The organism is Bacillus sp. EU55 (genome assembly GCF_038005925.1).
Lineage (GTDB): Bacteria > Bacillota > Bacilli > Bacillales > Bacillaceae > Bacillus > Bacillus velezensis.
On the sequence record NZ_JBBOUE010000001.1, the window covers coordinates 1,070,032 to 1,093,370 of the forward strand.

The 23,339-nt window shown below is 46.5% G+C and carries 27 protein-coding genes; 14 read left to right on the plus strand and 13 right to left on the minus strand.

Annotation, left to right across the window (positions count from 1 at the left end; translation table 11 throughout):
* Positions 1-4 precede the first annotated feature (4 nt).
* Positions 5-1,144, minus strand: coding sequence for a DNA alkylation repair protein (locus tag NYE50_RS05695; protein WP_159353965.1), 1,140 nt, complete (start codon positions 1,142-1,144; stop codon positions 5-7).
* 383 nt (positions 1,145-1,527) lie between these two features.
* Here NYE50_RS05695 and NYE50_RS05700 point away from each other — a divergent pair, with 383 nt between their 5' ends.
* The 3 genes from NYE50_RS05700 (at position 1,528) to NYE50_RS05710 (ending at position 5,409) form a co-directional block, all read left to right on the plus strand.
* The gene (locus NYE50_RS05700) at positions 1,528-2,394 is read left to right on the plus strand and encodes a Cof-type HAD-IIB family hydrolase (RefSeq protein WP_012117197.1); all 867 of its coding nucleotides are present in this window, start codon (positions 1,528-1,530) and stop codon (positions 2,392-2,394) included.
* Between the two features lie 112 nt (positions 2,395-2,506).
* Positions 2,507-4,009: a coproporphyrinogen III oxidase gene (locus tag NYE50_RS05705; protein ID WP_159353966.1), complete on the plus strand. Its 1,503-nt coding sequence runs from the start codon at positions 2,507-2,509 to the stop codon at positions 4,007-4,009.
* A 101-nt stretch (positions 4,010-4,110) separates the two neighbouring features.
* Entirely contained in the window at positions 4,111-5,409 is a 1,299-nt protein-coding gene (locus NYE50_RS05710; protein WP_159353967.1) for a lysine N(6)-hydroxylase/L-ornithine N(5)-oxygenase family protein, read from the plus strand.
* A 16-nt stretch (positions 5,410-5,425) separates the two neighbouring features.
* Here NYE50_RS05710 and NYE50_RS05715 read toward each other — a convergent pair whose 3' ends face one another.
* The 3 genes from NYE50_RS05715 to NYE50_RS05725 are packed head-to-tail and all read right to left on the minus strand — an operon-like array spanning position 5,426 to position 7,525.
* A complete protein-coding gene (locus NYE50_RS05715; protein ID WP_029973202.1) occupies positions 5,426-6,640 on the minus strand; it encodes a cation:proton antiporter in 1,215 nt (404 codons plus the stop codon).
* 7 nt (positions 6,641-6,647) lie between these two features.
* On the minus strand, positions 6,648-7,145 hold the full coding sequence (locus tag NYE50_RS05720) for a cation:proton antiporter regulatory subunit (RefSeq protein ID WP_012117200.1): 498 nt from the start codon (positions 7,143-7,145) through the stop codon (positions 6,648-6,650).
* A gap of 26 nt (positions 7,146-7,171) precedes the next feature.
* Positions 7,172-7,525 carry a hypothetical protein gene (locus NYE50_RS05725; RefSeq protein WP_014417322.1) on the minus strand — a complete coding sequence of 118 codons (354 nt, stop codon included), beginning with the start codon at positions 7,523-7,525 and terminating at the stop codon, positions 7,172-7,174.
* A gap of 184 nt (positions 7,526-7,709) precedes the next feature.
* Here NYE50_RS05725 and NYE50_RS05730 point away from each other — a divergent pair, with 184 nt between their 5' ends.
* Complete coding sequence (locus tag NYE50_RS05730; RefSeq protein ID WP_017417370.1) at positions 7,710-8,477, plus strand: enoyl-CoA hydratase; 768 nt, start codon at positions 7,710-7,712, stop codon at positions 8,475-8,477.
* 24 nt (positions 8,478-8,501) lie between these two features.
* On the opposite strand, the gene NYE50_RS05735 is transcribed toward NYE50_RS05730, so the two are convergent.
* Positions 8,502-8,687, minus strand: coding sequence for a YhzD family protein (locus NYE50_RS05735; RefSeq protein ID WP_015239502.1), 186 nt, complete (start codon positions 8,685-8,687; stop codon positions 8,502-8,504).
* Between the two features lie 105 nt (positions 8,688-8,792).
* On the opposite strand from NYE50_RS05735, the gene NYE50_RS05740 reads away from it, so the two are divergent.
* From NYE50_RS05740 to NYE50_RS05765, 6 genes are all read left to right on the plus strand, one after another.
* The gene (locus tag NYE50_RS05740) at positions 8,793-9,689 is read left to right on the plus strand and encodes an ABC transporter ATP-binding protein (protein ID WP_159353968.1); all 897 of its coding nucleotides are present in this window, start codon (positions 8,793-8,795) and stop codon (positions 9,687-9,689) included.
* Entirely contained in the window at positions 9,682-10,941 is a 1,260-nt protein-coding gene (locus NYE50_RS05745) for an ABC transporter permease (protein ID WP_159353969.1), read from the plus strand. The genes NYE50_RS05740 and NYE50_RS05745 overlap by 8 nt, the downstream gene beginning before the upstream one ends.
* A 110-nt stretch (positions 10,942-11,051) precedes the next feature.
* Entirely contained in the window at positions 11,052-12,275 is a 1,224-nt protein-coding gene (locus NYE50_RS05750; RefSeq protein ID WP_159353970.1) for a metallophosphoesterase family protein, read from the plus strand.
* Positions 12,272-15,154: an ATP-binding protein gene (locus NYE50_RS05755; RefSeq protein ID WP_159353971.1), complete on the plus strand. Its 2,883-nt coding sequence runs from the start codon at positions 12,272-12,274 to the stop codon at positions 15,152-15,154. The genes NYE50_RS05750 and NYE50_RS05755 overlap by 4 nt, the downstream gene beginning before the upstream one ends.
* Positions 15,155-15,227: 73 nt before the next feature.
* On the plus strand, positions 15,228-16,172 hold the full coding sequence (gene yhaM / locus NYE50_RS05760; protein ID WP_003155251.1) for a 3'-5' exoribonuclease YhaM: 945 nt from the start codon (positions 15,228-15,230) through the stop codon (positions 16,170-16,172).
* Positions 16,173-16,287: 115 nt separating this feature from the next.
* Positions 16,288-16,515: a sporulation YhaL family protein gene (locus NYE50_RS05765; RefSeq protein WP_012117207.1), complete on the plus strand. Its 228-nt coding sequence runs from the start codon at positions 16,288-16,290 to the stop codon at positions 16,513-16,515.
* Between the two features lie 38 nt (positions 16,516-16,553).
* On the opposite strand, the gene NYE50_RS05770 is transcribed toward NYE50_RS05765, so the two are convergent.
* Positions 16,554-17,405, minus strand: coding sequence for a peptidylprolyl isomerase (locus NYE50_RS05770; protein ID WP_014417328.1), 852 nt, complete (start codon positions 17,403-17,405; stop codon positions 16,554-16,556).
* Positions 17,406-17,563: 158 nt separating this feature from the next.
* Here NYE50_RS05770 and yhzE1 point away from each other — a divergent pair, with 158 nt between their 5' ends.
* Positions 17,564-17,650 (plus strand): sporulation protein YhzE1, encoded by an 87-nt coding sequence (yhzE1, locus tag NYE50_RS05775; protein ID WP_017417375.1) that lies wholly within the window; start codon positions 17,564-17,566, stop codon positions 17,648-17,650.
* Positions 17,651-17,774: 124 nt separating this feature from the next.
* On the plus strand, positions 17,775-17,861 hold the full coding sequence (gene yhzE2, locus NYE50_RS05780) for a sporulation protein YhzE2 (RefSeq protein ID WP_003155248.1): 87 nt from the start codon (positions 17,775-17,777) through the stop codon (positions 17,859-17,861).
* Positions 17,862-17,917: 56 nt separating this feature from the next.
* Here the strand turns inward: yhzE2 and NYE50_RS05785 are convergent, their stop codons facing one another.
* Both NYE50_RS05785 and NYE50_RS05790 read right to left on the minus strand, forming a co-directional pair.
* Entirely contained in the window at positions 17,918-18,136 is a 219-nt protein-coding gene (locus NYE50_RS05785) for a hypothetical protein (protein WP_003155245.1), read from the minus strand.
* 60 nt (positions 18,137-18,196) lie between these two features.
* Positions 18,197-18,727 (minus strand): DUF3267 domain-containing protein, encoded by a 531-nt coding sequence (locus NYE50_RS05790; protein ID WP_007409225.1) that lies wholly within the window; start codon positions 18,725-18,727, stop codon positions 18,197-18,199.
* 210 nt (positions 18,728-18,937) lie between these two features.
* On the opposite strand from NYE50_RS05790, the gene NYE50_RS05795 reads away from it, so the two are divergent.
* A complete protein-coding gene (locus tag NYE50_RS05795) occupies positions 18,938-19,279 on the plus strand; it encodes a YhaI family protein (protein ID WP_159353972.1) in 342 nt (113 codons plus the stop codon).
* Here the strand turns inward: NYE50_RS05795 and NYE50_RS05800 are convergent.
* Positions 19,276-19,887 carry an HTH-type transcriptional regulator Hpr gene (locus tag NYE50_RS05800; protein ID WP_014417329.1) on the minus strand — a complete coding sequence of 204 codons (612 nt, stop codon included), beginning with the start codon at positions 19,885-19,887 and terminating at the stop codon, positions 19,276-19,278. The two genes, NYE50_RS05795 and NYE50_RS05800, sit on opposite strands and share 4 nt — an antisense overlap.
* Before the next feature lie 180 nt (positions 19,888-20,067).
* On the minus strand, positions 20,068-20,424 hold the full coding sequence (locus NYE50_RS05805) for a YtxH domain-containing protein (protein ID WP_007409224.1): 357 nt from the start codon (positions 20,422-20,424) through the stop codon (positions 20,068-20,070).
* Between the two features lie 117 nt (positions 20,425-20,541).
* Between NYE50_RS05805 and NYE50_RS05810 the strand changes: the two genes are divergently transcribed.
* Positions 20,542-20,733 (plus strand): hypothetical protein, encoded by a 192-nt coding sequence (locus NYE50_RS05810; protein ID WP_007409223.1) that lies wholly within the window; start codon positions 20,542-20,544, stop codon positions 20,731-20,733.
* Positions 20,734-20,790: 57 nt separating this feature from the next.
* On the opposite strand, the gene NYE50_RS05815 is transcribed toward NYE50_RS05810, so the two are convergent.
* The 3 genes from NYE50_RS05815 to NYE50_RS05825 form a co-directional block, all read right to left on the minus strand.
* The gene (locus NYE50_RS05815) at positions 20,791-21,309 is read right to left on the minus strand and encodes a tryptophan transporter (RefSeq protein ID WP_003155234.1); all 519 of its coding nucleotides are present in this window, start codon (positions 21,307-21,309) and stop codon (positions 20,791-20,793) included.
* 120 nt (positions 21,310-21,429) lie between these two features.
* On the minus strand, positions 21,430-22,509 hold the full coding sequence (gene serC / locus NYE50_RS05820) for a 3-phosphoserine/phosphohydroxythreonine transaminase (protein ID WP_022553600.1): 1,080 nt from the start codon (positions 22,507-22,509) through the stop codon (positions 21,430-21,432).
* Positions 22,510-22,645: 136 nt separating this feature from the next.
* On the minus strand, positions 22,646-23,083 hold the full coding sequence (locus NYE50_RS05825; RefSeq protein ID WP_014417333.1) for an HIT family protein: 438 nt from the start codon (positions 23,081-23,083) through the stop codon (positions 22,646-22,648).
* Positions 23,084-23,339 lie beyond the last annotated feature (256 nt).

Here is a 23,339-nt window from a genome sequence, read left to right on the forward strand (position 1 = left end):
TTTTTTATTCAACAGAAAAATCAAGCGAACCTTTTACCGTACCGTTAATGATGACAGACAGAGTGTGAATTCCCCGATAATGCTTGCGGGTGGTTAAATCTTTAAGGGAATGATGTTTGCTGAAGGTTTTTACGTCCCCGTTATCCATGGCGGACTCCGACATCTTAAACACCTTGCGGCTGCGGTGCCCCCTTTTCTTTACAAAATCAATCGCGTATTCAACCCTGACTTTTTGCCGGGCGGATGAGCGGATCTGAAAAGAAAAATGTATGCTTGTTCCGATGGCGGCCGTTTCCGAATTCAGTGTAAAACGTTCCAATGAAATCCGGGAGGCGTCTTCAAACCCGAAAACCGCAAGCGCCTGTTTGTCTCCTCTTTTTAACAGTGTCCTGCAGGCGTGCTTCAAAATCCAGTTCGTGTGCGGACAGCTTCCGAACCGCTCGGCTGCGATCTGTAGCAGAAGCTCCGGATGTGTTTTGGAGATGTCATTCAGGTTATTCGCCACGCTTTTTCTGACATATAACGAGTCATCCTGCATCAAGCGGTCCAGAACAGGGAGAATCGGAGAAGGATCGTCAAGAAGAGCCGGAATGGAGATTCCCCATGGGAGGCGCGGTCTTGAGCCTTCGCTGGCAAGCCTTCTGACATGTTCGTCCGGATTCTCCGTCCAGGAAAGGAACTCTTTGAACATCCGCTCCCGGTCAAGCCTGATATACGGGCGGACCGCAAATTCGGAAGTGGAAAAACGAGTGAAATACTGAAGCGCCTTCATGGATTCGTCCCAGTGATCCGTTCCGTACTGTTGGACATAATCGGGAAAAATAATCCCGGCGAGCCCTGAGAAGCGGGGAGCTGTCTCATATAAGACGTCAAGCGCCCGTATGTAATCCTTCGGCAGTGTTTCATATAAAGAGTCTGTGATCCGGCGCATCCGCTGTTTTAACGTCAGTCCGGGCCAATCTTCCTGAAATATCAGCGCCCGGCACTTGTCCCGCTCAAAAGCCGGATGCGCCGATTTGATTCTGTTCAGAAGTGCTTCTGCAAATTCTTCGTTATAAATATCTTTTAATAGAGACATGACAGTCACCGCTTTTTTTCTTTTATTATATGAGAATGTATGTTCCCTTTCAACTTTATCATACATTCAGCACAGATATTTCCTCTGATTTTTTTAGTTAAAAAAACCCTTGTTTTTTAACAATATAATTGAGATAATAACTCTGAAAGCGCCTACACTTACAGATGATATAAGGATACGGTCGCCTATACTGCCTGGTATAATAAGGGGTAGCAACAGAGAGTAAGTGAAACGAGCGCATCAACGGTCAAATAAGGGGTTCCTGATATATTTCGTAAATAGAAATACACATTGGGGAGAAGGCAGCAAATCGATCGTATCCCAACAAAACGACAGTTCAAAGTCTGCTTGAGGCAGGCTTTTTTGCTGCGGAGAAAAGGTTGTTCTAAACAAAGAGACAGGGTCATATCCTAATGACAAGTACAGTCATCAAGGAGGGGGACTTCTCTGTGTCAAAACAAATGCTGGCGTTAAATATAGACGGAGCGCTTCTTCGCTCCAACGGCAAACTTCATCAGACGACAAAGGATGCCATCGAATACGTCAAGAAAAAAGGAATTTACGTCACACTGGTCACAAACCGCCATTTTCGCTCCGCTCAAAAAGTGGCGAAAATATTAAAGCTGAATGCAAAATTGATTACCCACAGCGGCGCATACATTTCTGAAAAAATAGATGAGCCGTTTTTTGAAAAGAAAATATCAGAAGATCACACGTTTAATATCGTTCAGGTGCTGGAAAGCTATCCATGCAATATCCGGCTTCTTCACGAAAAATATTCGATCGGAAACAAGAAGAAAGTGAACTCCAATCTGGTCGGGAAAACAATGATTCATCCGTCTGACCCGATTTTTTATCCGGTGCAGTTTGTCGAATCATTAAGTGACCTGCTCCTTGATGAGCCGGTTTCAGCGCCCGTCATTGAAGTGCATGCCGAAGATGGCCTTCAGGCTGATATAACGGATACGATAATGAAAGCATTCCCGGCCGTCGATGTGATCCGCGTCAACGGAGAAAAACTGAACATCGTGCCTAAAGGGGTTTCAAAAGAAAGCGGACTTTCGATGGTCGCCGCTGAACTCGGGCTTTCAATGGAAGAGGTTGTGGCTATCGGCCATCAGGAAGATGATCTGCCGATGATCGAGCTGGCCGGTCTCGGCGTCGCGATGGGGAATGCCTCAAATGAATTAAAAAGAAAAGCGGACTGGGTGACAAGGTCAAATGATGAACAGGGAGTCGCCTATATGATTAAGGAATATTTCCGCATGCAGCACCGCAAAGGCTTTCTCGATAAGTTCCATATGAAACGGCCGTAATCAAGAGCCGCAGACGCGAAACGCCGGTCTGCGGCTTTTTCGCGGATTGATTTTAGCCTGTTCTTTCTGTACACTAAAGAAAGTTTTGAATCTGAAAAATAAGGTGATCACATTGCAAATAAAAATAGACGGCATCACGGATGACAGGCTGCATCGTCCGCTGCAAAACATCGCGAATTTATTTTTTGAAGAGTGTGTTCTTGCGTACGGCGAAACGGAGGAACCCTCTGATCTCGTCATCTCACTTGCCATTTCTCAAGATGCAGACAGCGTGTCGGTATCCGGAGAAATCAAAGGAACCGGCGAAAAGGAACATCATACGAAACCGCTTCTTGCCGGATGGAGCGAAAAAGAAGTATTTAAACAGGTGAAAAACACGCTGTCATACGTCTACTTAAATCTTCTTCAATCGCATACGGGCATGACACAAAAATGGGGAATCTTAACCGGCATCAGACCTACTAAACTTCTTCATAAAAAGCTGCAGAGCGGCCTGACAAAAGAAGAGGCGCACGCCGATCTGAAAAAAGATTATCTGATCCATGATGAAAAAATCAATCTGATGCAGGAGATTGTCGACCGCCAGCTCGCTGCGGTTCCCGATCTGTACCGGGTCAAAGATGAAGTCAGCATATATATCGGCATCCCGTTCTGCCCGACGAAATGCGCCTACTGCACGTTTCCGGCTTATGCCATTCAAGGACAGGCGGGAAGAGTCGGCTCCTTTTTATGGGGGCTTCACTATGAAATGCAGAAAATCGGAGAATGGCTGAAACATCATGATATCAAAGTGACGACCATTTATTTCGGCGGCGGCACGCCGACAAGCATTACCGCTGAAGAAATGGATCTTTTATATGAAGAGATGGTCCGCTCTTTCCCGGATGTCGCAAATATCAGGGAGATTACCGTTGAAGCGGGCCGACCCGACACGATTACGGAGGAGAAGCTGGCCGTTTTAAATAAGTATAAGATTGACAGAATCAGCATCAACCCGCAATCTTATGAAAACGAAACGCTTAAGGCCATCGGCAGACATCATACAGTTGAAGAAACCATCGAAAAATACCATCTTTCCCGCAAACACGGCATGAATAACATCAACATGGACCTGATCATCGGCCTGCCGGGAGAAGGGACGGCTGAGTTCAGACACAGTCTTGAAGAAACGGAAAAGCTGATGCCTGAATCTTTGACCGTTCATACGCTTTCTTTTAAACGGGCGTCAGAAATGACGAGAAACAAGCATAAGTATAAAGTTGCCGACAGACAGGAAGTGTCCCGCATGATGGATGACGCCGTCCGCTGGACAAAAGAGCACGGGTATACGCCGTACTACTTGTACCGGCAGAAAAACATTCTCGGAAACCTTGAAAATGTCGGCTACTCCTTCCCTGGTCAGGAAAGCATCTACAACATTATGATTATGGAAGAAGTGCAGACGATTATCGGTATCGGCTGCGGCGCGGCAAGCAAATTCATTCATCCGGAAACCGGAAAAATCACGCACTTCGCCAATCCGAAAGATCCGAAATCATATAATGACCGATTCGAGCATTATACAGAAGAGAAAATCAAATACTTAGATGAGATGTTCGTTAAATCTGCATTATAATATCAAAAACGGCACGGAATCAGCGTGCCGTTTTTTTTATGTTTAACCGTCTGCAAAAACGGGAAAAGACCATCAGACTGTTATTCGTAAGAGGTGTAATTATGTATGATGTCATAGGAGCGGGAATCGGGCCGTTTAATTTAGGGCTTGCCGCATTATTAGAGGATATACCCGGAACAGACGCTCTTTTTTTCGATAAAAAGAAAGAATTTGCGTGGCATCCCGGTCTATTAATTAAAGGGACGGATTTACAGGTGGCGTTTCTGGCGGACCTGGTCACGCTCGCCGATCCGAAAAGCCGCTACACGTTTTTAAACTTTCTCCATGAACATGACCGGCTGTACCGGTTTTATACGTTTAATGAATTTGATATTCCGAGACGGGAATTTAACGACTATTTGAGCTGGGCGGCTTCAGAAATCAAATCATGCCGTTTCGGCTCAGAGGTAATCGGCGTGAAAAATGCCGGCGGACATTATGACGTCAGCGTCAAGAACATTGAGGACGGAAGCATCAGTGTCTATCAAACGAAGCATTTCGTCATGGGGACGGGGTCTGAACCGCTTATTCCCGCAGAGATTGCTGGCGAAGCGCGTCAGGACACGATGGTCAGCACGGAATATTTGTTTCGGAAAGACGAGCTCGCCGGCGCCGAATCAATTACGGTGGTCGGCTCCGGACAGAGCGCCGCGGAGATCTTTTCTGACTTATTGCACGATGAACAATACCGCCGCAGCCGGCTGCAATGGGTGACACGCTCCGCCGGATTTCGAGAATTGGAAACCGCCAAGCTCGGGCAGGAAATGTTTACACCTGATTATGTGGAATATTTTAACCGCCTGCCTTTTAAAGAACGGCTGAACACGCTCCCTGAGCTGGACGGACTGCGCCACGGCATTGATTCTGACACACTTGCCGCCATTTACGATGCCCTGTATCACAGATCAATCAGCGGAGGTTCGCCTGACGTGTATATTCAGCCGATGGCGGAGCTTGAAAAAATTGAAAAGCAAAACGGGCGCTGCGTACTGAGCTTTCATCAATGGCAGATGGATGAAACCTTTACGGCCGATTCAGAAAAAGTGATATTGGCGACCGGCTTTAAACCCCATATTCCGGAATGGTTTACGGCAATTGCCCCCGATATCGAATGGGAGGATGAGAAACGGTTTAAAGTGACGGCCGATTCCCGTCTTGTCTTTAAGGACGACAGGCGGCATCATTTTTTCACATTAACGAATCTTGATCATGCTCACGGAACAGGCGCTACGAATTTGAAGCTGTCTGTTTACAGAAACCAAAAAATCATCAATACCATTCTGGGGAAAGAGCATTTCTCCATTAATAAAAAAACGGCTTTTCAGCAATTTCTTCCCGCTCAAAAAGCTGACCCCTTATGAAGAGGTCAGCTTTTTTTTATGATTTCTGCGGCTTCTTTTCAGACGTCTTCCATTTGAACACGCTGTTCAACAGGAGATATATCCGCTTCGATTCTTTCGTGAGCAAAGGGCCGAAGATGGCCAGTATCAAAACATATAAGGCGGCGAAAGGTTTAAGTGAAGCGGACAGGCCGCCGGCGATGCCGAGATTTGCGACGATAATGGAGAATTCGCCGCGTGACACAATGGTCAGCCCGATATTAGACGATGCTTTATGAGAAAGCCCCGCCCGGCGTCCGGCGATCATGCCGGCGATAAAGTTTCCGGCAATCGTCAGCAGAACGGCGCCGAGGGCAAGCCATACCGCATCTCCGAGTGAAAACGGATCAATGCTGAGACCGAAGCTGAAGAAAAACATGGCCCCGAAAAAGTCACGGAACGGCACGACAAGATGCTCAATCCTGTCAGAATGGGCCGTCTCCGAAAACACGAGTCCGAGCAAGAGCGCGCCGATCGCTTCAGCGACATGAATCGTTTCGGAAAAGCCGGCAATGAAAAAGAGCGCTGCGAAAATAACGATGACAAATACCTCATTTGAACGGATATCAAGCAGCTTGTTCAGCAGAGGCGGCAATTTTCGGGCGGCAATGAAAAACAGCAGCATATATCCGAAAGCGATCACGATTGACATCAGCGCGCCTCCGACAGACGTCGCGTCTCCCAGAACAAGCCCGGAGACGACGGACAAGTAAACCGCCAGAAAGATATCCTCAAACATAATGATGCCGAGAATCAGCTCCGTTTCCGGATTGGCCGTGCGCTTTAAGTCGACAAGCACCTTTGCGACAATGGCGCTTGATGATATCGTGATGACACCCGCCAATACAAGCACTTCCAAAAAGGAAAAGCCCGTGATAAAGCCGTAGATCAGCCCTAAACTGAAATTAATCAGAATATAAATCGTTCCGCCGGCGGCAATTGAACGTCCGGATTTGACTAATTTTCCGACCGAGAATTCAAGCCCGAGGTAAAAGAGGAGGAACAGGACGCCCATCCGTCCGAAAAATTCAATCACTTCCCGGCTTTCGATAAACGTCAGGTCAATGATGCCCGCTTGGGGCGCGTGCGGCCCGACGAGCATTCCTAAAATGATCAGGAAGGGGATGATCGAGAATTTAATTTTATTGGCGATGACACTCGCAATGGCCACAAGAACTAACGCCGTACCGACTTCAAATACGAGATGGTCCATAAACAGATCACACTCCGTCTCTGGAGAGGAAGTCTTGGATCAGCTTTTTCAGATGCTTTCTTTCACCTGAGAGGACGAGTGTATCGTTTGCTTCAAGGAGCGAATCAGCGCCCGGGTTTAAAAGCTTTTTCTGGTTATGCTTAATGATGGCGATGACCGTCACGTCATAGTTCTGCCGCACATCCAGTTCGCCGAGCGTCCGCCCTGCCGCTTTTGCCCCTTTTTCAACTTTAAACCATTCGATAATCAGATCGTTGAACGCCATTTCAATCGATTCAAGCGCCTGCGGTTTATACACCATCCCGCCGATAATCGCGGCAATTTGTCTAGCTTCCGCATCATCAAGTGAAATGCTTGCCAGAAGCTCATCAGGGTCGCGGTCATCAAATCTGTAAATTTCCCGCCTGCCGTCATCATGAATGATGATTGTCATTTTTTCATGATTTCTCGTTTCGATTTCGAATTTTTTCCCGATGCCGGGCAGATCGTTTTCTTTAATATTCATAAAAATCCCTCCGGAATATACTGTTTTTACACCGTAAATACAGATTGGCAATGAGAAATGGTCTGATGCCGGAGGTAATTTGACTGGTATTGTATCGGAATGGCGCATGTCCTTTCCATTGTGGAATCAATGAATTGATCAAGAGGTTTGACAGATAACAGGGAGATCATCCGGGATAACGCACCGTATCCTTTTGACAGGCCTTGCGGAGCGGTTTTGGTTTGAACCGGCGTCTTTGCCGAATCCGTTTCCTGCGGGTAAACCGAAATTTGTACATGGCTGTCTGTTTCTGTCACCAATTGGGAAGGAAGAGCGACATCTGAAGGGGGGAACAGCACCATAAAAAAGCTCAGTAACAAGCTGAGTATCACATATTTCATTATCGGCGTTTTTCCCCCCTTTTGTTTTGTATATCAATTTCACTATATAAAAATGTATGTTCAGTTTCAAATGATATGCATTTTTCGGTATCTGTTGACCTTGAAAAATAAAGGAGTTTCGCTTCGGGGGAAGGAATATATCATTTGAACAAAATATGTAAGCGGATTCAAGGGGGATGTAAACATGCAGTATATTCGTTATGAAGAAAAGGGAAAGATCGCGGAGATTGTGCTGAACCGGCCTGACAGTTACAATGCGCTGAATGAACAAATGCTCCGGGAATTGGAAAATGCATGCGTGATGGCAGCCGACAGTGAGGCGCTTATCGTGCTTTTACGGGGGGAAGGCCGGGGATTTTCCGCGGGCGGTGATATTCAGATGATGACGTCTGATCATGATTCAGGAGAATATGAACGGCTCATGAAAATGATCGAATCCATTACGCTGACCCTCTATGATATGAAAAAAATTGTGATTGCCGCCATCCACGGAGCCGCGGCCGGGCTCGGGCTGAGTTTCGCGCTGTGCGCCGATGTGGTGCTCGCCGAAGAAAACGCCCGCCTCGCGATGAATTTCATCGGCATCGGATTGGTTCCCGATGGAGGAGGCCATTATTTATTAATGAGACGCGTCGGTGAGATCGAAGCGAAAAAACTGATTTGGAGCGGTGAAAAATTGCCGGCTGAAAAAGCGGTGCGGCTCAAGCTTGCCGACGGGCTGTTCAGCGGCGGCCCTAGTGAGGGGGCACAACCGTATATCGACCGATTGCTGCATGCGCCGCTGTCAGCGATGATTGAAACGAAGGCTATTTATCAGAGCCTCCATATCAGCCGGTTAAAAGACGTTTTGTCTCTTGAACGAAAGGCCCAGGAAAATATGAGAAAAACGGATGATCATAAAGAGGGCATCCGCGCCTTTTTAGAAAAACGGACGCCGCAATTTAACCGGTAAAATACAGAAGCCGGAAAGCTTCTGTTATCTGTGGAATAAAATCAGCTTTCCGGCTTCATTTACCAAGCGATGAGTACTGTTCTCAAGCTTTTTTTCCTTCAATAAAGCCTCTCCGGCGGCCTTCGCCTCCGCCTCATTATCCGCTTCGATCCGTTCATTCAGCAGCGTTTCTCCCGACGCATGGAATGCGGTCAATACATATTGTCCCATCATGTCACCCCCTTTATAGAATGATATTCTGATAAAGAATTTAAAATCCTCCATTAATTTTTACCCATTATTAGTATATAATGGGTCAAGGAAGGAGTTGGATTCGTGCTTACAATTAAAAACGTAACGAAAACATTCGGCAGCTTTACCGCTGTTGACAATTTGAACCTGCAAATACCTGAAAGGGAAATGTTCGGGCTGCTCGGCGCAAACGGCGCGGGAAAAACGACGACCTTTCGGATGATTTTAGGTCTTTTAAGCCTGACTGACGGGCATATCACCTGGAAAGGGCAGCCGGTCAATTATTCCATCAGTGAAAAAATAGGCTATCTCCCGGAAGAGCGGGGGCTGTATCCGAAAGTGAAGGTGAGTGACCAGCTTGTCTATCTGGCGAGATTAAAAGGAATGGGCAAAAAAGAGGCGGAAAAAGAGCTCATGACATGGCTCGAGCGGTTCGGCATTACAGATTACAAGAATAAGAAAGTCGAAGAGCTGTCGAAAGGAAACCAGCAGAAAATCCAGTTCATTTCGGCCGTCCTGCATAAGCCTGAACTGCTGATTCTCGATGAACCTTTCAGCGGTCTTGATCCGGTGAATGTCGAGCTGCTGAAAGAAGCGGTTATTTCTTTGAAAAACAGCGGCGTTTCCATCGTTTTTTCAAGCCACCGAATGGAGCATGTGGAAGAGCTTTGCGAGAATTTGTGCATTCTCCAGAAGGGGAAACCCGTCGTTCAAGGCAATCTGAAAGACATTAAGCGGTCTTTCGGCAAAAAAAATGTCACTGTTCATTCAGATGATGACCTCAGCTTTTTAAAAACGCATGAAGGCGTCGTGAAATGGAAGGAAACAAATGACGGGATCAGACTGCAGGTCGCGAATGAACCGGTTTCTCAGGATATTTTCCGGGCGCTGCAAGGGAAAGGTTTTATACGGAAGTTCGAATTGGAAGAGCCGTCACTGCATGATATTTTTATAGAAAAGGTGGGGGCCGTTTATGAATAAATTTTGGATTATGCTGTTTCATACATATAAAAACAAAATCGCGGCAAAGTCATTCATTATTTCGACCGCCATTACCGTTTTATTGGTATTAGCGGTGACCAACCTGCAATCGATTATTTCCGTGTTTCAATCGGATGACGGCAAGCAGCAGATCGCGGTGATTGATGAAACGGGCGGGCTGTACCCGGCGTTTGCAAAACAGCTTAAAGCGGCGGATACAGACAATGATCTGCAGGCAATGGAGACGAAGGAGTCTGAAAAAGATGCCGTAAAGCGAGTCAAAGACGGTGAATGGAACGGACTGTTTATCATCAGACAAGATCAAAAAGGAACGATAACAGGAGCATACAAGGCGCTGACCATTTCCGATGAATCAGCGTATAAACTGCTCAAGCAGGCTTTAACCCAGACAAAAACCGCTGTCGAAACCGCCAAGCTCGGCATTTCGGCAGAAAAAGTCAGCAGCCTCTACACTCCGCCGGAAGTCAGCAAAGACGCGCTGGAAAAAGGGGCGAAATCTGAGGAAGAGCTCGGTCAGGTAATGGGGCTTGTCTACATCATGCTGTTTGTCATCTACTTCTCAGTTATCATGTACGCAAGCATGATTGCGATGGAAGTGGCGACGGAAAAATCGTCCCGCGTCATGGAAATTTTAATTTCAAGCATGCCGCCGATTCAGCAGATGTTTGCCAAACTGTTCGGTATCGCGCTCGTGGGGATCACACAGTTTGCGGTGCTGATTGCGGCTGGTTATCTCTCACTGAAGCTGAACCCTCAAAATGATGCGTCGTCGCCGATCAGTGCATTTCTCAATTTTAAGGATGTTCCCGTCTCGACGATAGTTTATGCCGTCATTTTCTATTTGCTCGGCTATTTTCTTTACGCGACGCTGGCCGCGTTTCTCGGCAGTGTTGTCAGCCGGATAGAGGACGTACAGCAGACGATTCAGCCGATGGTTTTTTTAGTCGTGGCAGGTTTTATGATCGCCATGTTCGGCATCGGCAATCCTGACGCCGGTTTTATTACCGTTACATCTTACATTCCGTTTTTCACGCCGATGATTATGTTTTTACGCGTCGGGATGCTCGATATCCCGTTTTGGCAGGCTGCGGCCGGAATCGCCCTGACAATGCTCACTATCGTGATCTTTGCGGCGGTCGGCGCGAAAATTTACAAAGGCGGCGTTTTGATTTACGGAAACGCCAGCGGATTCAAAGCGATCAAACAAGCGCTGCGCATCTCCAAAAAATAAGTGAAACAGCCCGGAACAGCCGGGCTGTTTTTTTATTTTACAGAACGTGCATTCGTATAAAAACGGTGCTAAAATAAGGGTAATTCAATTTGCAGAAAGGGGAGGGCGAGATGGCTGATCTGACGTTTATTCATGCCGCTGACCTGCATCTGGACAGCCCGTTTTACGGCATTTCGAATCTGCCTGAACCGGTATATGCGCGTATTAAAGAAAGCACATTTCACAGCGTCCGCCGACTGACGGACGGGGCACTCCGGGAGCAGGCAGATTTCGTGCTGCTTTCGGGGGATCTGTTTGACGAAGCCAACAGAAGTTTAAAAGCCCAGCTGTTTTTGAGAAAACAGTTTACGAGATTACAGGAAGCGGATATCCAAGTGTTCGTCATATTCGGCAACCATGATCATTTGGGCGGTAAGTGGACGCCGATTGAATGGCCGGAAAATGTACATATCTTCACCTCGGATACACCGGAGGAAAAATCTTTCTTTAAAAACGGAGAGCTTGCGGCAAGCATTTACGGGTGCAGCTATCAGGAAAGAAGCGTAACGGTCAATCAGGCGGCCCGTTACCGGAAAATGACCGGCGCGCCTTATCATATCGGCATGCTCCACGGCATGTTATCAGGAGCGGAAGGGCATGACCCGTACTGCCCGTTTACGAAAGAAGACCTTGAAAAAAGCGGCATGGATTACTGGGCGCTCGGACACATTCATAAACGGCAGGTTCTGTCCGCCCAGCATCCCGCCGCCATTTACCCCGGGAATATTCAAGCCCGGCATTTAAAAGAAACCGGGCCTAAGGGATATTATCTCGTCCGGGCGGCAAACGGTGAGATGTCTTGGGAATTCAAAGAAGCGCATGATGTGTTATGGGAGGAAATTGATCTGGATATCTCCGGAGCTGAACATATGACTTCACTTCTGAAAGCCGCATCAGATACATTCTCCGGCTTGCGCGCGGCGGGCCGCCCGGCATGTGTCAGGCTGGTGCTTCGCGGCGCGGCGCCCCGCTTTTGGACGGAGGCGCCCGCAGGCATCGCGGAGGAGCTTCTTTCCGCTTTACAGGAGGAAGAGGCCGAAGAGGAATGTTTCATCTGGCCGCTTGCGCTTGAGGATCGGACGGACGAAACAGACAGCGTGCCGCCCGATCCGTTTTTTAAAGGGCTGCTTCAGGACATAGAACAATGCGCGGACATGAGCGGTGTATTTGAAGCCCTTGAGCGTCATCCCGTATACCGGCGTCAGATGGCTTCATTTACAGATGAAGAGATACTGGATATTAAGCGGCAGGCTCAAGCCGTTTTAAGACGCCAGATGAAGGAGCTTCAGCGATGAAAATAACGGCGATGCATATTTACCAATACGGAAAATTTTCCGACCGAAGTTTTCAGCTGTCAGATTCTCCCGTGCAAGTGATCTACGGGTTAAATGAAGCGGGTAAAACGACATTGATGTCCTTCATCAAAAGCGTGCTGTTCGGTTTTCCGAAATCAAAAAAATACGAACCGAAAAACGGCGGGGTTTACGGCGGCGCTGTAGAATTGAAGCATGGCGATCACGGCGCTGTCAAAATCGAACGGACAAAAGGCGCTGCCGAAAAAGTCAGAGTGTATATGGCTTCAGGCGAAATCAAGGACGGAGAATGGCTCAAACAGCTTCTCTCCGATACAGATCGGGCGCTGTACGAAGCGATCTATTCGTTCGATGTATTCGGACTGCAGGAGATTCAAGCTTTTAACCGGGACAAAATCGGCGAGTTTCTCCTGTATTCGAGCTTATTCGGGTCGGAAGCGGCGGCAAAGCTTGACGGGCGGCTGGCAAAAGAACTTGACAGGATGTATAAGCCGAACGGGCGGAACCCCCGCTTAAATCAGGAGTTGGATACATTAAAGCGGCTCAGCGCCCAGCTGAAACAGGCGGAAGCTGCGGAAGCGGGCTATCACAGCCTTCTGGAAGAGAAAAAAAGCGCCGGCGGCCGTTTGCAGGATGCCGAAGCACGATTGAAAGACATAACTGAAGAAATCAAAACAGTAAAATCAGCGATTGAAGCAAAGCCGCTCGCAGACAAAAAAACAGCCTTGGAAAGCGAACTTTCTTCTTATCCGGAAGCATTGAAGCAATTCCCGAAGGACGGAATGCATCAGCTTGAAAAATACGAATCGCATCTCCATCCGAAAGCGGCCCGTCTTGAGGGGCTTCGGGCAAAAGCGGATGAACTCCGGCGGCAGGCTGAGCTGCTCGCTCCAAATGAGGACTTGCTGCAAAAAGAGCGGCAGCTGCAGGAGCTTTCCGGCGAGCAGCATATGTACGAATCGCCCGGCGAACAGCTTGCCGCCATCCAATCACAGATCCGGCAGACATCTGCCCGCGTTTCGTCAGGATTGCAGCAGCTCGGAAGACATGAGGAAGACGGCATTCTTTCACTGAACACCGATTATGAATATGAATGGCGGCTGCAGGAAGCCGTGCAGAGCGCCGGACAGGCAAGAGAAAGAAAGGCACAGCTTGATGCGATGTTCGAACAAGCGCGGCTGGAGCTGGAAGAAGCCGAACGAAAACATGCCGTGACGGCGGAAAACATTTTGGACCCCGCTGTCAGGAAAGAAAAAGAAGCCGCTTTACAATTATATAAGCAAACGGCTGATACAGAAGGAAACGAATGGCAGGCACATGTTCAGCATCTGGAAAAACAGCGCGCCAAACAAAAAAAGCTCTTTCTCGGTGCGGGCATTCTGTTCATTGCGATTTTCGCTATGTTAAAGGAATGGCTGCCCGCCGCCCTTTTTACCGGCGCTCTGCTGCTGTATATGCTGTCCGGCATGCAAAAGCCGCTGCCGTCAGAAAGAGGAGGGCCCGGACACAAGAAAAAGAAGCCGGCGATCTCTAAAGAAGCGGCTGATCTTCTGCAGGAAGAGCTTTGGCGTGACGGCCGGCACCGGCAGCAGCTGATTGCGGATCAAGCCGTGCTTGAACAGAAAGAAGCGGCATATGAAAGAGTCATCCGCCAATATGAAGAATGGGAGGCGGAAATGGCGCCGTTTGAAAAACAGGCGGAACTTTTTATGAAGGAACTGGGGTTTTCAGGAAGTCCTTCCCATCTTCTTGACGCATATCATGTGATGAAAGATGTCAAAAAAGAAATCCTTAACAAGCATGAGCTGACCATTGAAGCGGGCAGGCTGCAAAAGCTGCAAAGAGCTTTTGAGGACCGGGTCAAAAAGCTGAGTCCTTCAGACGGAAGGGAGCTGTCCGTAAAAGAAAGACTGCACGTTTTGCTGGCGCAGGCGGAACGGGCCCGTGAGGAAGCAAAACGAAAGCAGGCGCTCGAAACGGATCTGCTGCATGCACAAGAGCAAATGCGTGAATTAAATGAAGAAGTTCATTACTACGAACAGCAGGTCAAACAGCTTTTCATGGCGGCAGGCGCAAAAAAACGCGAACACTTTTGTGAACTCGCCAGGCTGAATGAAAGCCGCCGGGAAAAAGAGCGGCAGCTGCGCGAAATCAAAACGCACTTGTCCGGCATAGGCGGAAAACAGCTGGAGCCGTACATGAGCCGCACAGTGTCCGAACTTGAACATACAGTCGTTCAGAAGGAAACAGAGAAAAAAACGCTTGAGGAAAAAAGCGCCCAGCTCCGTGAGCAAACCGCTTTATTAACGGTGAAGCAAGAGCAGCTGGAGTCCTCGGGGCTTGTATCCGATTTAAAACATCAGACAGAAATGCAGAAGGAGCGCGTGAAAAAAACCGCTAAAGAGTGGGCCGCATTACAGACGGTCAGACACATTATCAGGGAAAAAATGGAGCGGCATAAAAAAGTGACGCTTCCCCGTCTGTTAGAAACCGCCGGTGCATTATACGGACCGCTTACGGACGGACGCTATCACAAATTGTATTTTTCCGAGGCTGATGATTCTATTATGGTCATGCGGAAAGACGGAACGGTGTTTTCTGCAGGCGAACTGTCACAGGCGGCATGCGAGCAGCTTTATGCGGCGATTCGTTTTGCCCTTGCGTCAGAGAGGGAGTCTGCGGTATCACTGCCGTTTTTACTTGATGACAGTTTTGTCCATTTTGACAGGCAGCGGCTGCAGCGGCTGTTTGATGTGCTGAATCAGCTTTCAGAAGGCGGGCGGCAGATACTTTATTTCACCTGCCATGAGCATGTCAGCCGGTCTTTTCACAGCGGACAAGTCATGCGGCTCCTGTCATAAAAGAGTTTATTTTCAAAAAAGAGGTATGTGCTATACTGGTATTATGTAAGATATGGAGGGAGCTTTTAATAGAATGGCAAAAGGTATTATGCTGCACGAGGTCGGCGAGCAGGTCGATCAATACTTTCTGATTAAATCTTCGACTAAAGGAATCGCAAGCAACGGAAAACCATTCCTGACGTTAATGCTGCAGGACCAATCGGGAGATATCGAAGCGAAGCTGTGGGATGCCAAGCCGACTGATGAAGTAACGTACGCGGCGCAGACGATCGTGAAGGTGATCGGAGATGTCCATCACTATCGCGGACGAAACCAGCTTAAGCTGAGAAACATCCGGCCGGCCGGTGAGAACGAAAATGTCAGCATTGATGATTTTCTGGAAACGGCGCCAATTCCGAAAAATGAAATGATGGAAACCGTCACTCAATACATTTTTGAAATGAAAAATCCAAACATCCAGCGGATCACAAGACATCTGGTCAAAAAATATGCGGCTGAGTTTATGGATTACCCGGCTGCGGCTAAAAACCACCATGAGTTCGTCTCCGGGCTCGCGTATCATGTAGTGTCCATGCTGAACCTGGCAAAAGCGATTGCCGATCTGTATCCGTCTCTTGACCGGGATTTACTGTATGCCGGAGTCATTCTGCATGATCTCGGCAAAGTAAAAGAGCTTTCAGGCCCCGTCTCCACAACGTACACCGTGGAAGGGAATCTGCTCGGGCACATTTCGATCATGGTGACAGAGCTTTCAAAAGCAGCCGAAGAGCTTCAGATTGACGCTGAAGAAGTGCTGATTCTGAAACATTTGATTTTAAGCCATCACGGAAAAGCGGAATGGGGAAGCCCGAAACCGCCGATGGTGAAAGAAGCGGAAATTCTGCACTACATTGATAATCTGGATGCAAAAATGATCATGATGGACAGAGCGCTGGAACGGGTGAAGCCGGGCGAATACACAGAGCGTGTATTTGCGCTTGAAAACCGTTCTTTCTACAAACCGACTTTCCATCAATAAGATAAAAAAGGCCGATTCTCTATGATCGGTCTTTTTTACGTTCAGCTCTCATAACTTGTCTTTATCAAGCATAGCTTAGAATAAAGACTCTGGGTGAAAAAAGGAGGAAACCGACGTGCTATTTTTTCCTTGGTGGGTATACCTTTGCATTATCGGAATTATTTTCAGCGCATATAAGCTTTTCACAACAGCTAAAGAAGAGGAAAAGCTTGACCAGTCGTTTATTGAAAAAGAAGGAAGGGTGTATATTGAACGGATGGAACAGGAACGCGAGCGCCGTATGGCTGCGCCCGCAAGTGAAAACGGGGATGCGGAAGAAAACTCCAATCATTCCATCGCATAAAAAAACTGTGCGGCTCGCCGAGAGCCCGCACAGTTTTTTTATTTAGATTCAGAAGATGTTGAAGTGTTAAACGTGTCTTTTAAGTCTTTGTCTTCCACTTTTACGTCAGCTTTTTTCATGACTTTTTGAATCGCTGCCTGTACAGCTGAGTTGTCGTTTAATTTCTGTTTAAGAACTTCTTCTTTCAGTTCTTTTTTCATGTCATCATATTTGCCGCGTTCTTCCGTCTTTTTGATGATATGATAACCGAATTTTGTTTTGACCGGATCGCTGACTTGTCCGACTTTCAGGCCGAATGCAGCTTTGCTGAATGTTGCATCCATTGACTTTTTATCGAACCAGCCAAGGTCGCCGCCGCTGTCTTTTGATGTGTCAGTTGAGTATTCTTTCGCAAGCGTTTCAAACTTCTCGCCTTTTTTCAGCTTTTTCTCCACTTCGTCAGCTGTCTTTTTGTCAGCGACAAGGATGTGGCTCGCGCGGATTTTACCTTTTAAGCCGTCGTAATATTCTTTCGTATCAGCGTCAGTCACTTTGATGTTGTCTTTCGCCGCTTTTTGTGCAAGCAGTTCGTACTTCACCTGATCTTTCAGGTAATCTTCGCCGTACTGCTGTTTAAGGGCGCTGTACTGATCGCCGAGCTGCGTTTTGTACTCTTTCAGCTTGTTATCGATTTCTTTATCCGTTACTTTGTATTTTTTTGCTAATACTTTTTCTTGTACGAGCTGTGTCAGCACACTTGCACCCGCGGTTTTTTTCATGTTCGTGTAGAGCTCGCCTTTTGTTACATTTCCGGCATCTGTCTTGGCGATTACGTCGTTGTCGCCGCTGCTGCAAGCGCTGAGAGCCAGGACGCTCGTTGCCGTAATAGCTGCTATCGCGATTTTCTTCATTCCTTTAAACACTCCTAATCATCCAAATTAAATTGCATATGCGTATCATAACATATTGTGGCTTTCTGTAAAAAGATTTTAAATAAAGGGCATTCGTCTAGTCAAACTTTTTCCTGATACATACAAATATATTGATCATGAAAAGGAGGTAATGAACCATGGGCGGAGGATATTCAAACGGTTTCGCGCTGCTCGTAGTACTGTTCATATTGCTTATCATCGTAGGTGCAGCTTACATTTGTTAAGCGAAACGGATCGCTTTTTCTAAAAGCGGTCCGTTTTCTTACCCGGGCGCCTAATCGTTTCAGAAGTACATTGCATATGATGTAATTGGAAAAATAAAACGTTTTGTAGGAGGTGCTTTTGGAGATGGGTGAAGTATTTGCAGGCGGTTTTGCATTATTGGTTGTTCTGTTCATCTTATTGATCATCATCGGCGCTTCTTGGCTTTATTAAGAAAAAAATATGGCTGTCGGGGGTCAGACCTCCGTCAGCCATATTTTTTTGCCTGTTTACACAGTAAAGGAGATCTCGACGAATGAAGAGATCAGTAAAATTAAAATAGATACATTAATAAAACGGAATACCTTATCCTGCCGGTCTTCAGGAATCTCTCTGACAAGGCATAATGTATTTGTGAGCCTGTTTATGAAATAAAGAATAAACAGGGCAGCCACGATAAAATAGAATAAAATGATGGGAGATTCCCCCTCTCTCTGAACTGCTCCCATATTACATTACCAAATATTTATTAAAAAAGATAGAATGTAACCTGAAAAATCAGCGGGACATCAAGACTCCGGCACTTTTTTTACTAAAATATCAAAACCGTCGGATTCCTGGTCAATCAGACATGATTTGGGCGCTTTGACCAGATGGAGCGCAAACAGAAGATCCGGCAGGCAATACCCCGCATGAATGCTCGAAATCATATAAAAGTAATGAGCGTGTCTCGGAAATGCCAGTCCGGCATAAAACAATAACGGCGTAATGAATAAAAACGGGCTGATCGTTGAAATCAACATCGTCGTTTTCGGTATGCCTTTCCATGTCGGCATCCGCAAGAAGTACATTTTCATTTCCTTTTTTCTTTTTTTACAGATCATCGGCAGGACATGTATGACTTTATGTACAAATAAAGTAACAACGAGCAGAACACAAAAAGCAAACACGTGCCCGTCACTTAAACTGATATTCGGACGCAGCAGCCCGAATGCCAAGAAGTTGCATATAAAAAACAGGATCATAAAACCTACAGCAGTCAATAATAAACGAACCGCACCATAATCTTTGATCAGATTAATGGTTTTCCAGCAATTCATCAGAGTCATCCTTCCGTACAAAGATGGAATACAATCTCAAAATAATTTACTCTCTTCAGGAGAAAAAATCAATCCTTTTTTAAAGAAAAAAATAAACCTGGAAAGAGAAGAACAGAAGAGCTCGGTGAAACATGGAAATGTACGGTTTAACCTTTCTTCTCCATTCATTATCAGCTAAAATAAGATTAAAGATAGAAAGAAGTGAAACGGATGGATTCAATGGATCAGCGTATCGGGCGTTTAGAATATTACATACAATTGCTGGTGAAAACGGTGGATATGGATAAGTACCCTTTTTATGCGATGATGATTGAAAAAGGGCTGACCGAAGAAGAAGGAGAAGAGGTCGGGCGGATCTGCCGCGAATTGGAGGACGAGCTGGAGTCGCAAAAAGCGCAAGGCTTTGTGACGTTTGACAAGCTCCTTGCGCTTTTTGCGGGACAGCTGAACGAAAAATTAGATGCTCATGAAACGATTTTTGCTCTGTATGAGCAGGGGCTTTATACAGCGCTGATGGAAGAATTTATTGAGATTATGAAGCACTTTGATTAACTGTTGATCGGTTCCAGCTCTTCAGCCGTTTCATGGACAGCCGATTCGTCCGTTTTTTTCTTCAGCCTTCCGTCTTCACTTTCAAAATCATTGTTTATGTTTGTCAATGATTTCTCGAATATCTCCATAAAATCTTCGCCGTAAATGTGGCGGATGACACAGGTTAATTCTTCAACCTCAGGAAACTTCCCGAATAAGTGGTAGATCGGCTGTGAGCCTTTAAACACCGCGTTCCTCGATGGATCAAACTCCTCAAGCAGGCTTTCGAATACATTTTCCCCTTCTTCAGTTAACTGAATGTACGTGTTCCGTTTATCATTCAGCCGCTTGGAAAATTTCAGATATCCCCGTTCTTCAAGCTTTTTTGAAAAGTTAAATGCAGTTGATACGTGCATAACGCCGAATTTGGCGATTTCTGAAATAGAAGCTCCTTTAAGCTGATAGGCAATCCATAATATATGATGCTCATTAATATTAAGGTCGTACGGCTTCAGCCAATTCTGCCAGTCTTTCTCGATAGATTTCCAGAGCGCTTTGGACAGCTGCGCCATTTTTTGGGTATAGATTAAAGCTTCTTTTAGATCGTAAGGCGGTTCAACACGATTCAATACAGATCACCTGCTTCACATTTTCTTTTCCTCTATTATGCCAATAAAATAAAGATTAATAAAGATGAAAATTTAAGAATTTTATAATAAATTCTTGATCCGTTGCTGGGAAAGGCTTTAAACCGCAAAAAAAAGTGCGGAACGCAATATGTCCGCACTTTTTTTTGGTTGTATAGGATATTAGTTTTGTAAGGTTTTCTCCAGCTGTCTGATTTTCTCTTCAATATCAGCGATTTCCTTTTGGAGATCCTGCTGGTGCGGTTTGATTTCCTCCTGCCACCTTTTAATGCTGGTCTGAAGCTCTCCGCCTACGTCTTTAATGACTTCTGCGCTTTCTTTCGCCGTTTGGACAAGCTGGTCCTTAAGCGCCATTCCGTCTTTTTTTAACCGTTTGATTGTGTCCTCAATTGAATTGCAATTCGCTTTGATTTTGCCCCGCAGCTCTTTTCCGGATGAAGGAGCCGAGAGTAACACCGCTGCGCCTCCGATCAATCCGCCTACGAAAAGGCCTGTTAAAAGGGAACGTCCGTCAGCCATTTGAAATCACCCCGTTTTTTTTCTCATAACTTTTATCATTTTTGTTCAGAAGAATAAACTTCTATACATAGCTTGCTTTATTTTAGCATATTTTTTAAGGGAAAAGGAGGGAGAAGGTTGTCTGTCTTTATGATTGTTTTATCTTGTATGGCTCTTGTCTTTGCGGCGGGCGCCGTTTATTACCTGAAACTGCTCGGCCAGGCCGCTTCATATCCGCCGAAGCGGGTCGTCCGCCAAAAGGCCATTGTCTGCTCAGCAGGAACCGCCCTCGCATTGTTCCTTATCTTTTTCACAAAACTTCTCGTATAAAACATGCTGAAACACATTAAAAAACCTCTTCCGGCCGGAAGAGGTTTCGGTATGCGGTTATTTCACCGTTTCAATCATATTGGACCGTTTTAAGATAGTTTGCACAATCGGATGCATAATGATAATGGCGATCGCGTTCAGCGCAGCCGCCGGAAGGACGACCGCGAGCACCAAGGCGGTGAATCCGCCCGGCAGGCCGACAATCAGAAGGGCCAGCGCCAAAAAGAGCAAACCGGAGATGAAGGTGCCGGCTATCGTAATGACGGCGGCGGCCGCTGTTTTCACGCTCTTTTTCACCAAAAGCGCCAGCGCGAGAAACAGAAACGCCGTTACCGGTTTTTCAATGATATTCGGAAGCTGTCCGCCCGGAAAAGATGTCGTGAGTGCGGAAATGATTCCCGTTACAATCCCGATCATCAGTACGTTCTGCACACGGGGGAATAACAGAATACCCATAAACATCATCACAAGCATCATATCGGGTTTCATTCCGAATAATACCGGCGGCATAATGGAATGAAGCACCGCTCCGATTGCCGCAAACAGGGCCATAATGACTAATTCTTTTGTTTTCATACTAAGCTCTCCTCTGCTAAGCTTTTTCGCCATCCAATAATATGCTCGTCATTTATTGCGATGGCCGGAAAAATTGATATGCAAACAGTATATCAAAGGAACCGTTATGTTAGAAGAAATTTATTCGTTTTCCTGCTGGAACTTTCTCATAAACTGAGCCAGTTTTTCACAATCAGCCAGGCTGACGGCGTTGTAGATAGACGCCCTGCAGCCTCCGACTGAGCGGTGGCCTCCGAGTCCGATCATTTTAGCCGCTTTCGCTTCTTCAACGAATTTTTTCGTGAGACTGCTGTCGCGGAGGGTGAACGTGACGTTCATGTGAGAACGGCTGTCTTTTGCGGCATGCCCCGCGTAAAACCCGCCGCTTGCGTCGATTGTGCCGTACAGGACATCGGCCTTTTCCTGATTGCGCCGTTCAGCCGCTTCGACACCGCCGTTTTCAGCCAGCCATTCAAGGACGAGGCTCAGCATATAAATCGCAAATGTAGGCGGCGTATTATACAGTGAATCGGCTTTTGTGTGAGTGGAGTATTTCAACATTTTAGGGACGTTGGCGTTTTCGTTTTCAAGCCATGATTTTTTCATGATGACGACCGTGACGCCGGACGGCCCGAGGTTTTTCTGGGCTCCGCCATAGATAACATCAAACGTTTTGACATCAATTTTTCTGCTCAGGATGTCGCTTGACATGTCGGCTACGAGCGGGATCGGTGAATTCGGGAACTCTTTCCACTGCGTTCCGAAAATCGTGTTGTTTGACGTAATATGCAGGTAGGCGCCGTCTTTGATTCCTGAGAGGTCCGCTTCCGGTATGTGGTTGTGGTTTGAATCTGCGCTTGTTGCCGTGACGGATGTGTTTCCGAACAGTTTCGCCTCGGCGAGTGCTTTTTCAGACCATGCGCCTGTTACGATGAAGTGCGCCGTTTTTTCCGGTGTTAAAAAGTTCATCGGCAGCATGGAGAATTGAAGGCTTGCGCCGCCTTGAAGAAATAAAATATCATAATCGTCGGGAATATCCATCAGTTCTTTCAGAAGGCTTTTGGCTTTTTGGTGCACCGCATCATATTCCGTGCTCCGGTGGGACAGCTCCATGACGGACATGCCGGTATCATTGAAGTTGACAAATTCTTTTTGTGCTTTTTGCAGCACATCCAGTGGAAGGGCTGCGGGTCCTGCATTGAAATTCGTTGTACGTTCCATGTTTACGATCTCTCCCTGTTTTCCGCTTTAGTGTAAGAAATAATACAATTATCCTATCACAATTTTTTGATTTTTTTGATATGAAAAAATATAATTTTATGTTTTTTGTGTTTCCGGACGCAAAAAAACCTCATCTTTAAGATGAGGCAAGCCGTTTTCTGACGGTTGAAGCGATCTCCTGAAGATCGTCAGGCGTATAGTCTTCGGCGTGGGTCTTCCAGACAGCCCCGAAACCGTCGCCTTTTCCGTAACGCGGAATGATATGCATGTGAAAATGGAACACCGATTGGCCCGCTTTTTCACCGTTGTTATTGAGAATATTCAGCCCGATCGGCTCGAATTCATCGCGGATGGCGCGTGCGATTTTCGGCACCGCTTCAAAATATTCTTTTGAAAGCTCAGGCGTAAACTCGTACACGTTTTCGATATGTGTTTTCGGAATCACGAGCGTATGGCCTTTTGTGACCTGGCTGATATCAAGAAACGCCGCGACGTGTTCATTTTCGTATACTTTTGAAGACGGAATGTCACCGGCAATGATTTTGCAGAAAATACAATCGTCCGCTTTGTGCATAGATGGGTTTCCTCCCTTATATGTATATTCTCATCGTACCACAAAAACGGCCAAAACAAAAAACAGGATGAACGGCTGCGCGTTCACCCTGATGCAGAAGTACGAGCTTTATCACAGAAAATTGAATATGCCTTTTGTAAGCACCTCATTTGTTTTTAAAATGAAGACTTATGGGTCTGCTTAATCATTCCTGGGACAAACACCTCATTTGATTATTTCATCATGAATGAAGAACATCATCAAAGCAGTGTGTGAA

Excerpts from the sequence above, each read along its gene's own strand:
- NYE50_RS05720 (WP_012117200.1), bottom strand. The coding sequence starts at position 7,145 with ATGAATATTAAAGAAAACGATCTGCCCGGCATCGGGAAAAAATTCGAA.
- NYE50_RS05805 (WP_007409224.1), bottom strand. The coding sequence starts at position 20,424 with ATGGCTGACGGACGTTCCCTTTTAACAGGCCTTTTCGTAGGCGGATTG.
- serC (WP_022553600.1), bottom strand. The coding sequence starts at position 22,509 with ATGGAACGTACAACGAATTTCAATGCAGGACCCGCAGCCCTTCCACTG.
- NYE50_RS05755 (WP_159353971.1), top strand. The coding sequence starts at position 12,272 with ATGAAAATAACGGCGATGCATATTTACCAATACGGAAAATTTTCCGAC.
- NYE50_RS05815 (WP_003155234.1), bottom strand. The coding sequence starts at position 21,309 with ATGAAAACAAAAGAATTAGTCATTATGGCCCTGTTTGCGGCAATCGGA.
- NYE50_RS05695 (WP_159353965.1), bottom strand. The coding sequence starts at position 1,144 with ATGTATGATAAAGTTGAAAGGGAACATACATTCTCATATAATAAAAGA.
- yhaM (WP_003155251.1), top strand. The coding sequence starts at position 15,228 with ATGGCAAAAGGTATTATGCTGCACGAGGTCGGCGAGCAGGTCGATCAA.
- NYE50_RS05770 (WP_014417328.1), bottom strand. The coding sequence starts at position 17,405 with ATGAAGAAAATCGCGATAGCAGCTATTACGGCAACGAGCGTCCTGGCT.
- NYE50_RS05785 (WP_003155245.1), bottom strand. The coding sequence starts at position 18,136 with ATGGGAGCAGTTCAGAGAGAGGGGGAATCTCCCATCATTTTATTCTAT.
- NYE50_RS05825 (WP_014417333.1), bottom strand. The coding sequence starts at position 23,083 with ATGCACAAAGCGGACGATTGTATTTTCTGCAAAATCATTGCCGGTGAC.
- NYE50_RS05725 (WP_014417322.1), bottom strand. The coding sequence starts at position 7,525 with ATGAAATATGTGATACTCAGCTTGTTACTGAGCTTTTTTATGGTGCTG.
- yhzE2 (WP_003155248.1), top strand. The coding sequence starts at position 17,775 with ATGGGTGAAGTATTTGCAGGCGGTTTTGCATTATTGGTTGTTCTGTTC.
- NYE50_RS05750 (WP_159353970.1), top strand. The coding sequence starts at position 11,052 with ATGGCTGATCTGACGTTTATTCATGCCGCTGACCTGCATCTGGACAGC.
- yhzE1 (WP_017417375.1), top strand. The coding sequence starts at position 17,564 with ATGGGCGGAGGATATTCAAACGGTTTCGCGCTGCTCGTAGTACTGTTC.
- NYE50_RS05730 (WP_017417370.1), top strand. The coding sequence starts at position 7,710 with ATGCAGTATATTCGTTATGAAGAAAAGGGAAAGATCGCGGAGATTGTG.
- NYE50_RS05790 (WP_007409225.1), bottom strand. The coding sequence starts at position 18,727 with ATGAATTGCTGGAAAACCATTAATCTGATCAAAGATTATGGTGCGGTT.
- NYE50_RS05795 (WP_159353972.1), top strand. The coding sequence starts at position 18,938 with ATGGATTCAATGGATCAGCGTATCGGGCGTTTAGAATATTACATACAA.
- NYE50_RS05710 (WP_159353967.1), top strand. The coding sequence starts at position 4,111 with ATGTATGATGTCATAGGAGCGGGAATCGGGCCGTTTAATTTAGGGCTT.
- NYE50_RS05715 (WP_029973202.1), bottom strand. The coding sequence starts at position 6,640 with ATGGACCATCTCGTATTTGAAGTCGGTACGGCGTTAGTTCTTGTGGCC.
- NYE50_RS05735 (WP_015239502.1), bottom strand. The coding sequence starts at position 8,687 with ATGGGACAATATGTATTGACCGCATTCCATGCGTCGGGAGAAACGCTG.
- NYE50_RS05745 (WP_159353969.1), top strand. The coding sequence starts at position 9,682 with ATGAATAAATTTTGGATTATGCTGTTTCATACATATAAAAACAAAATC.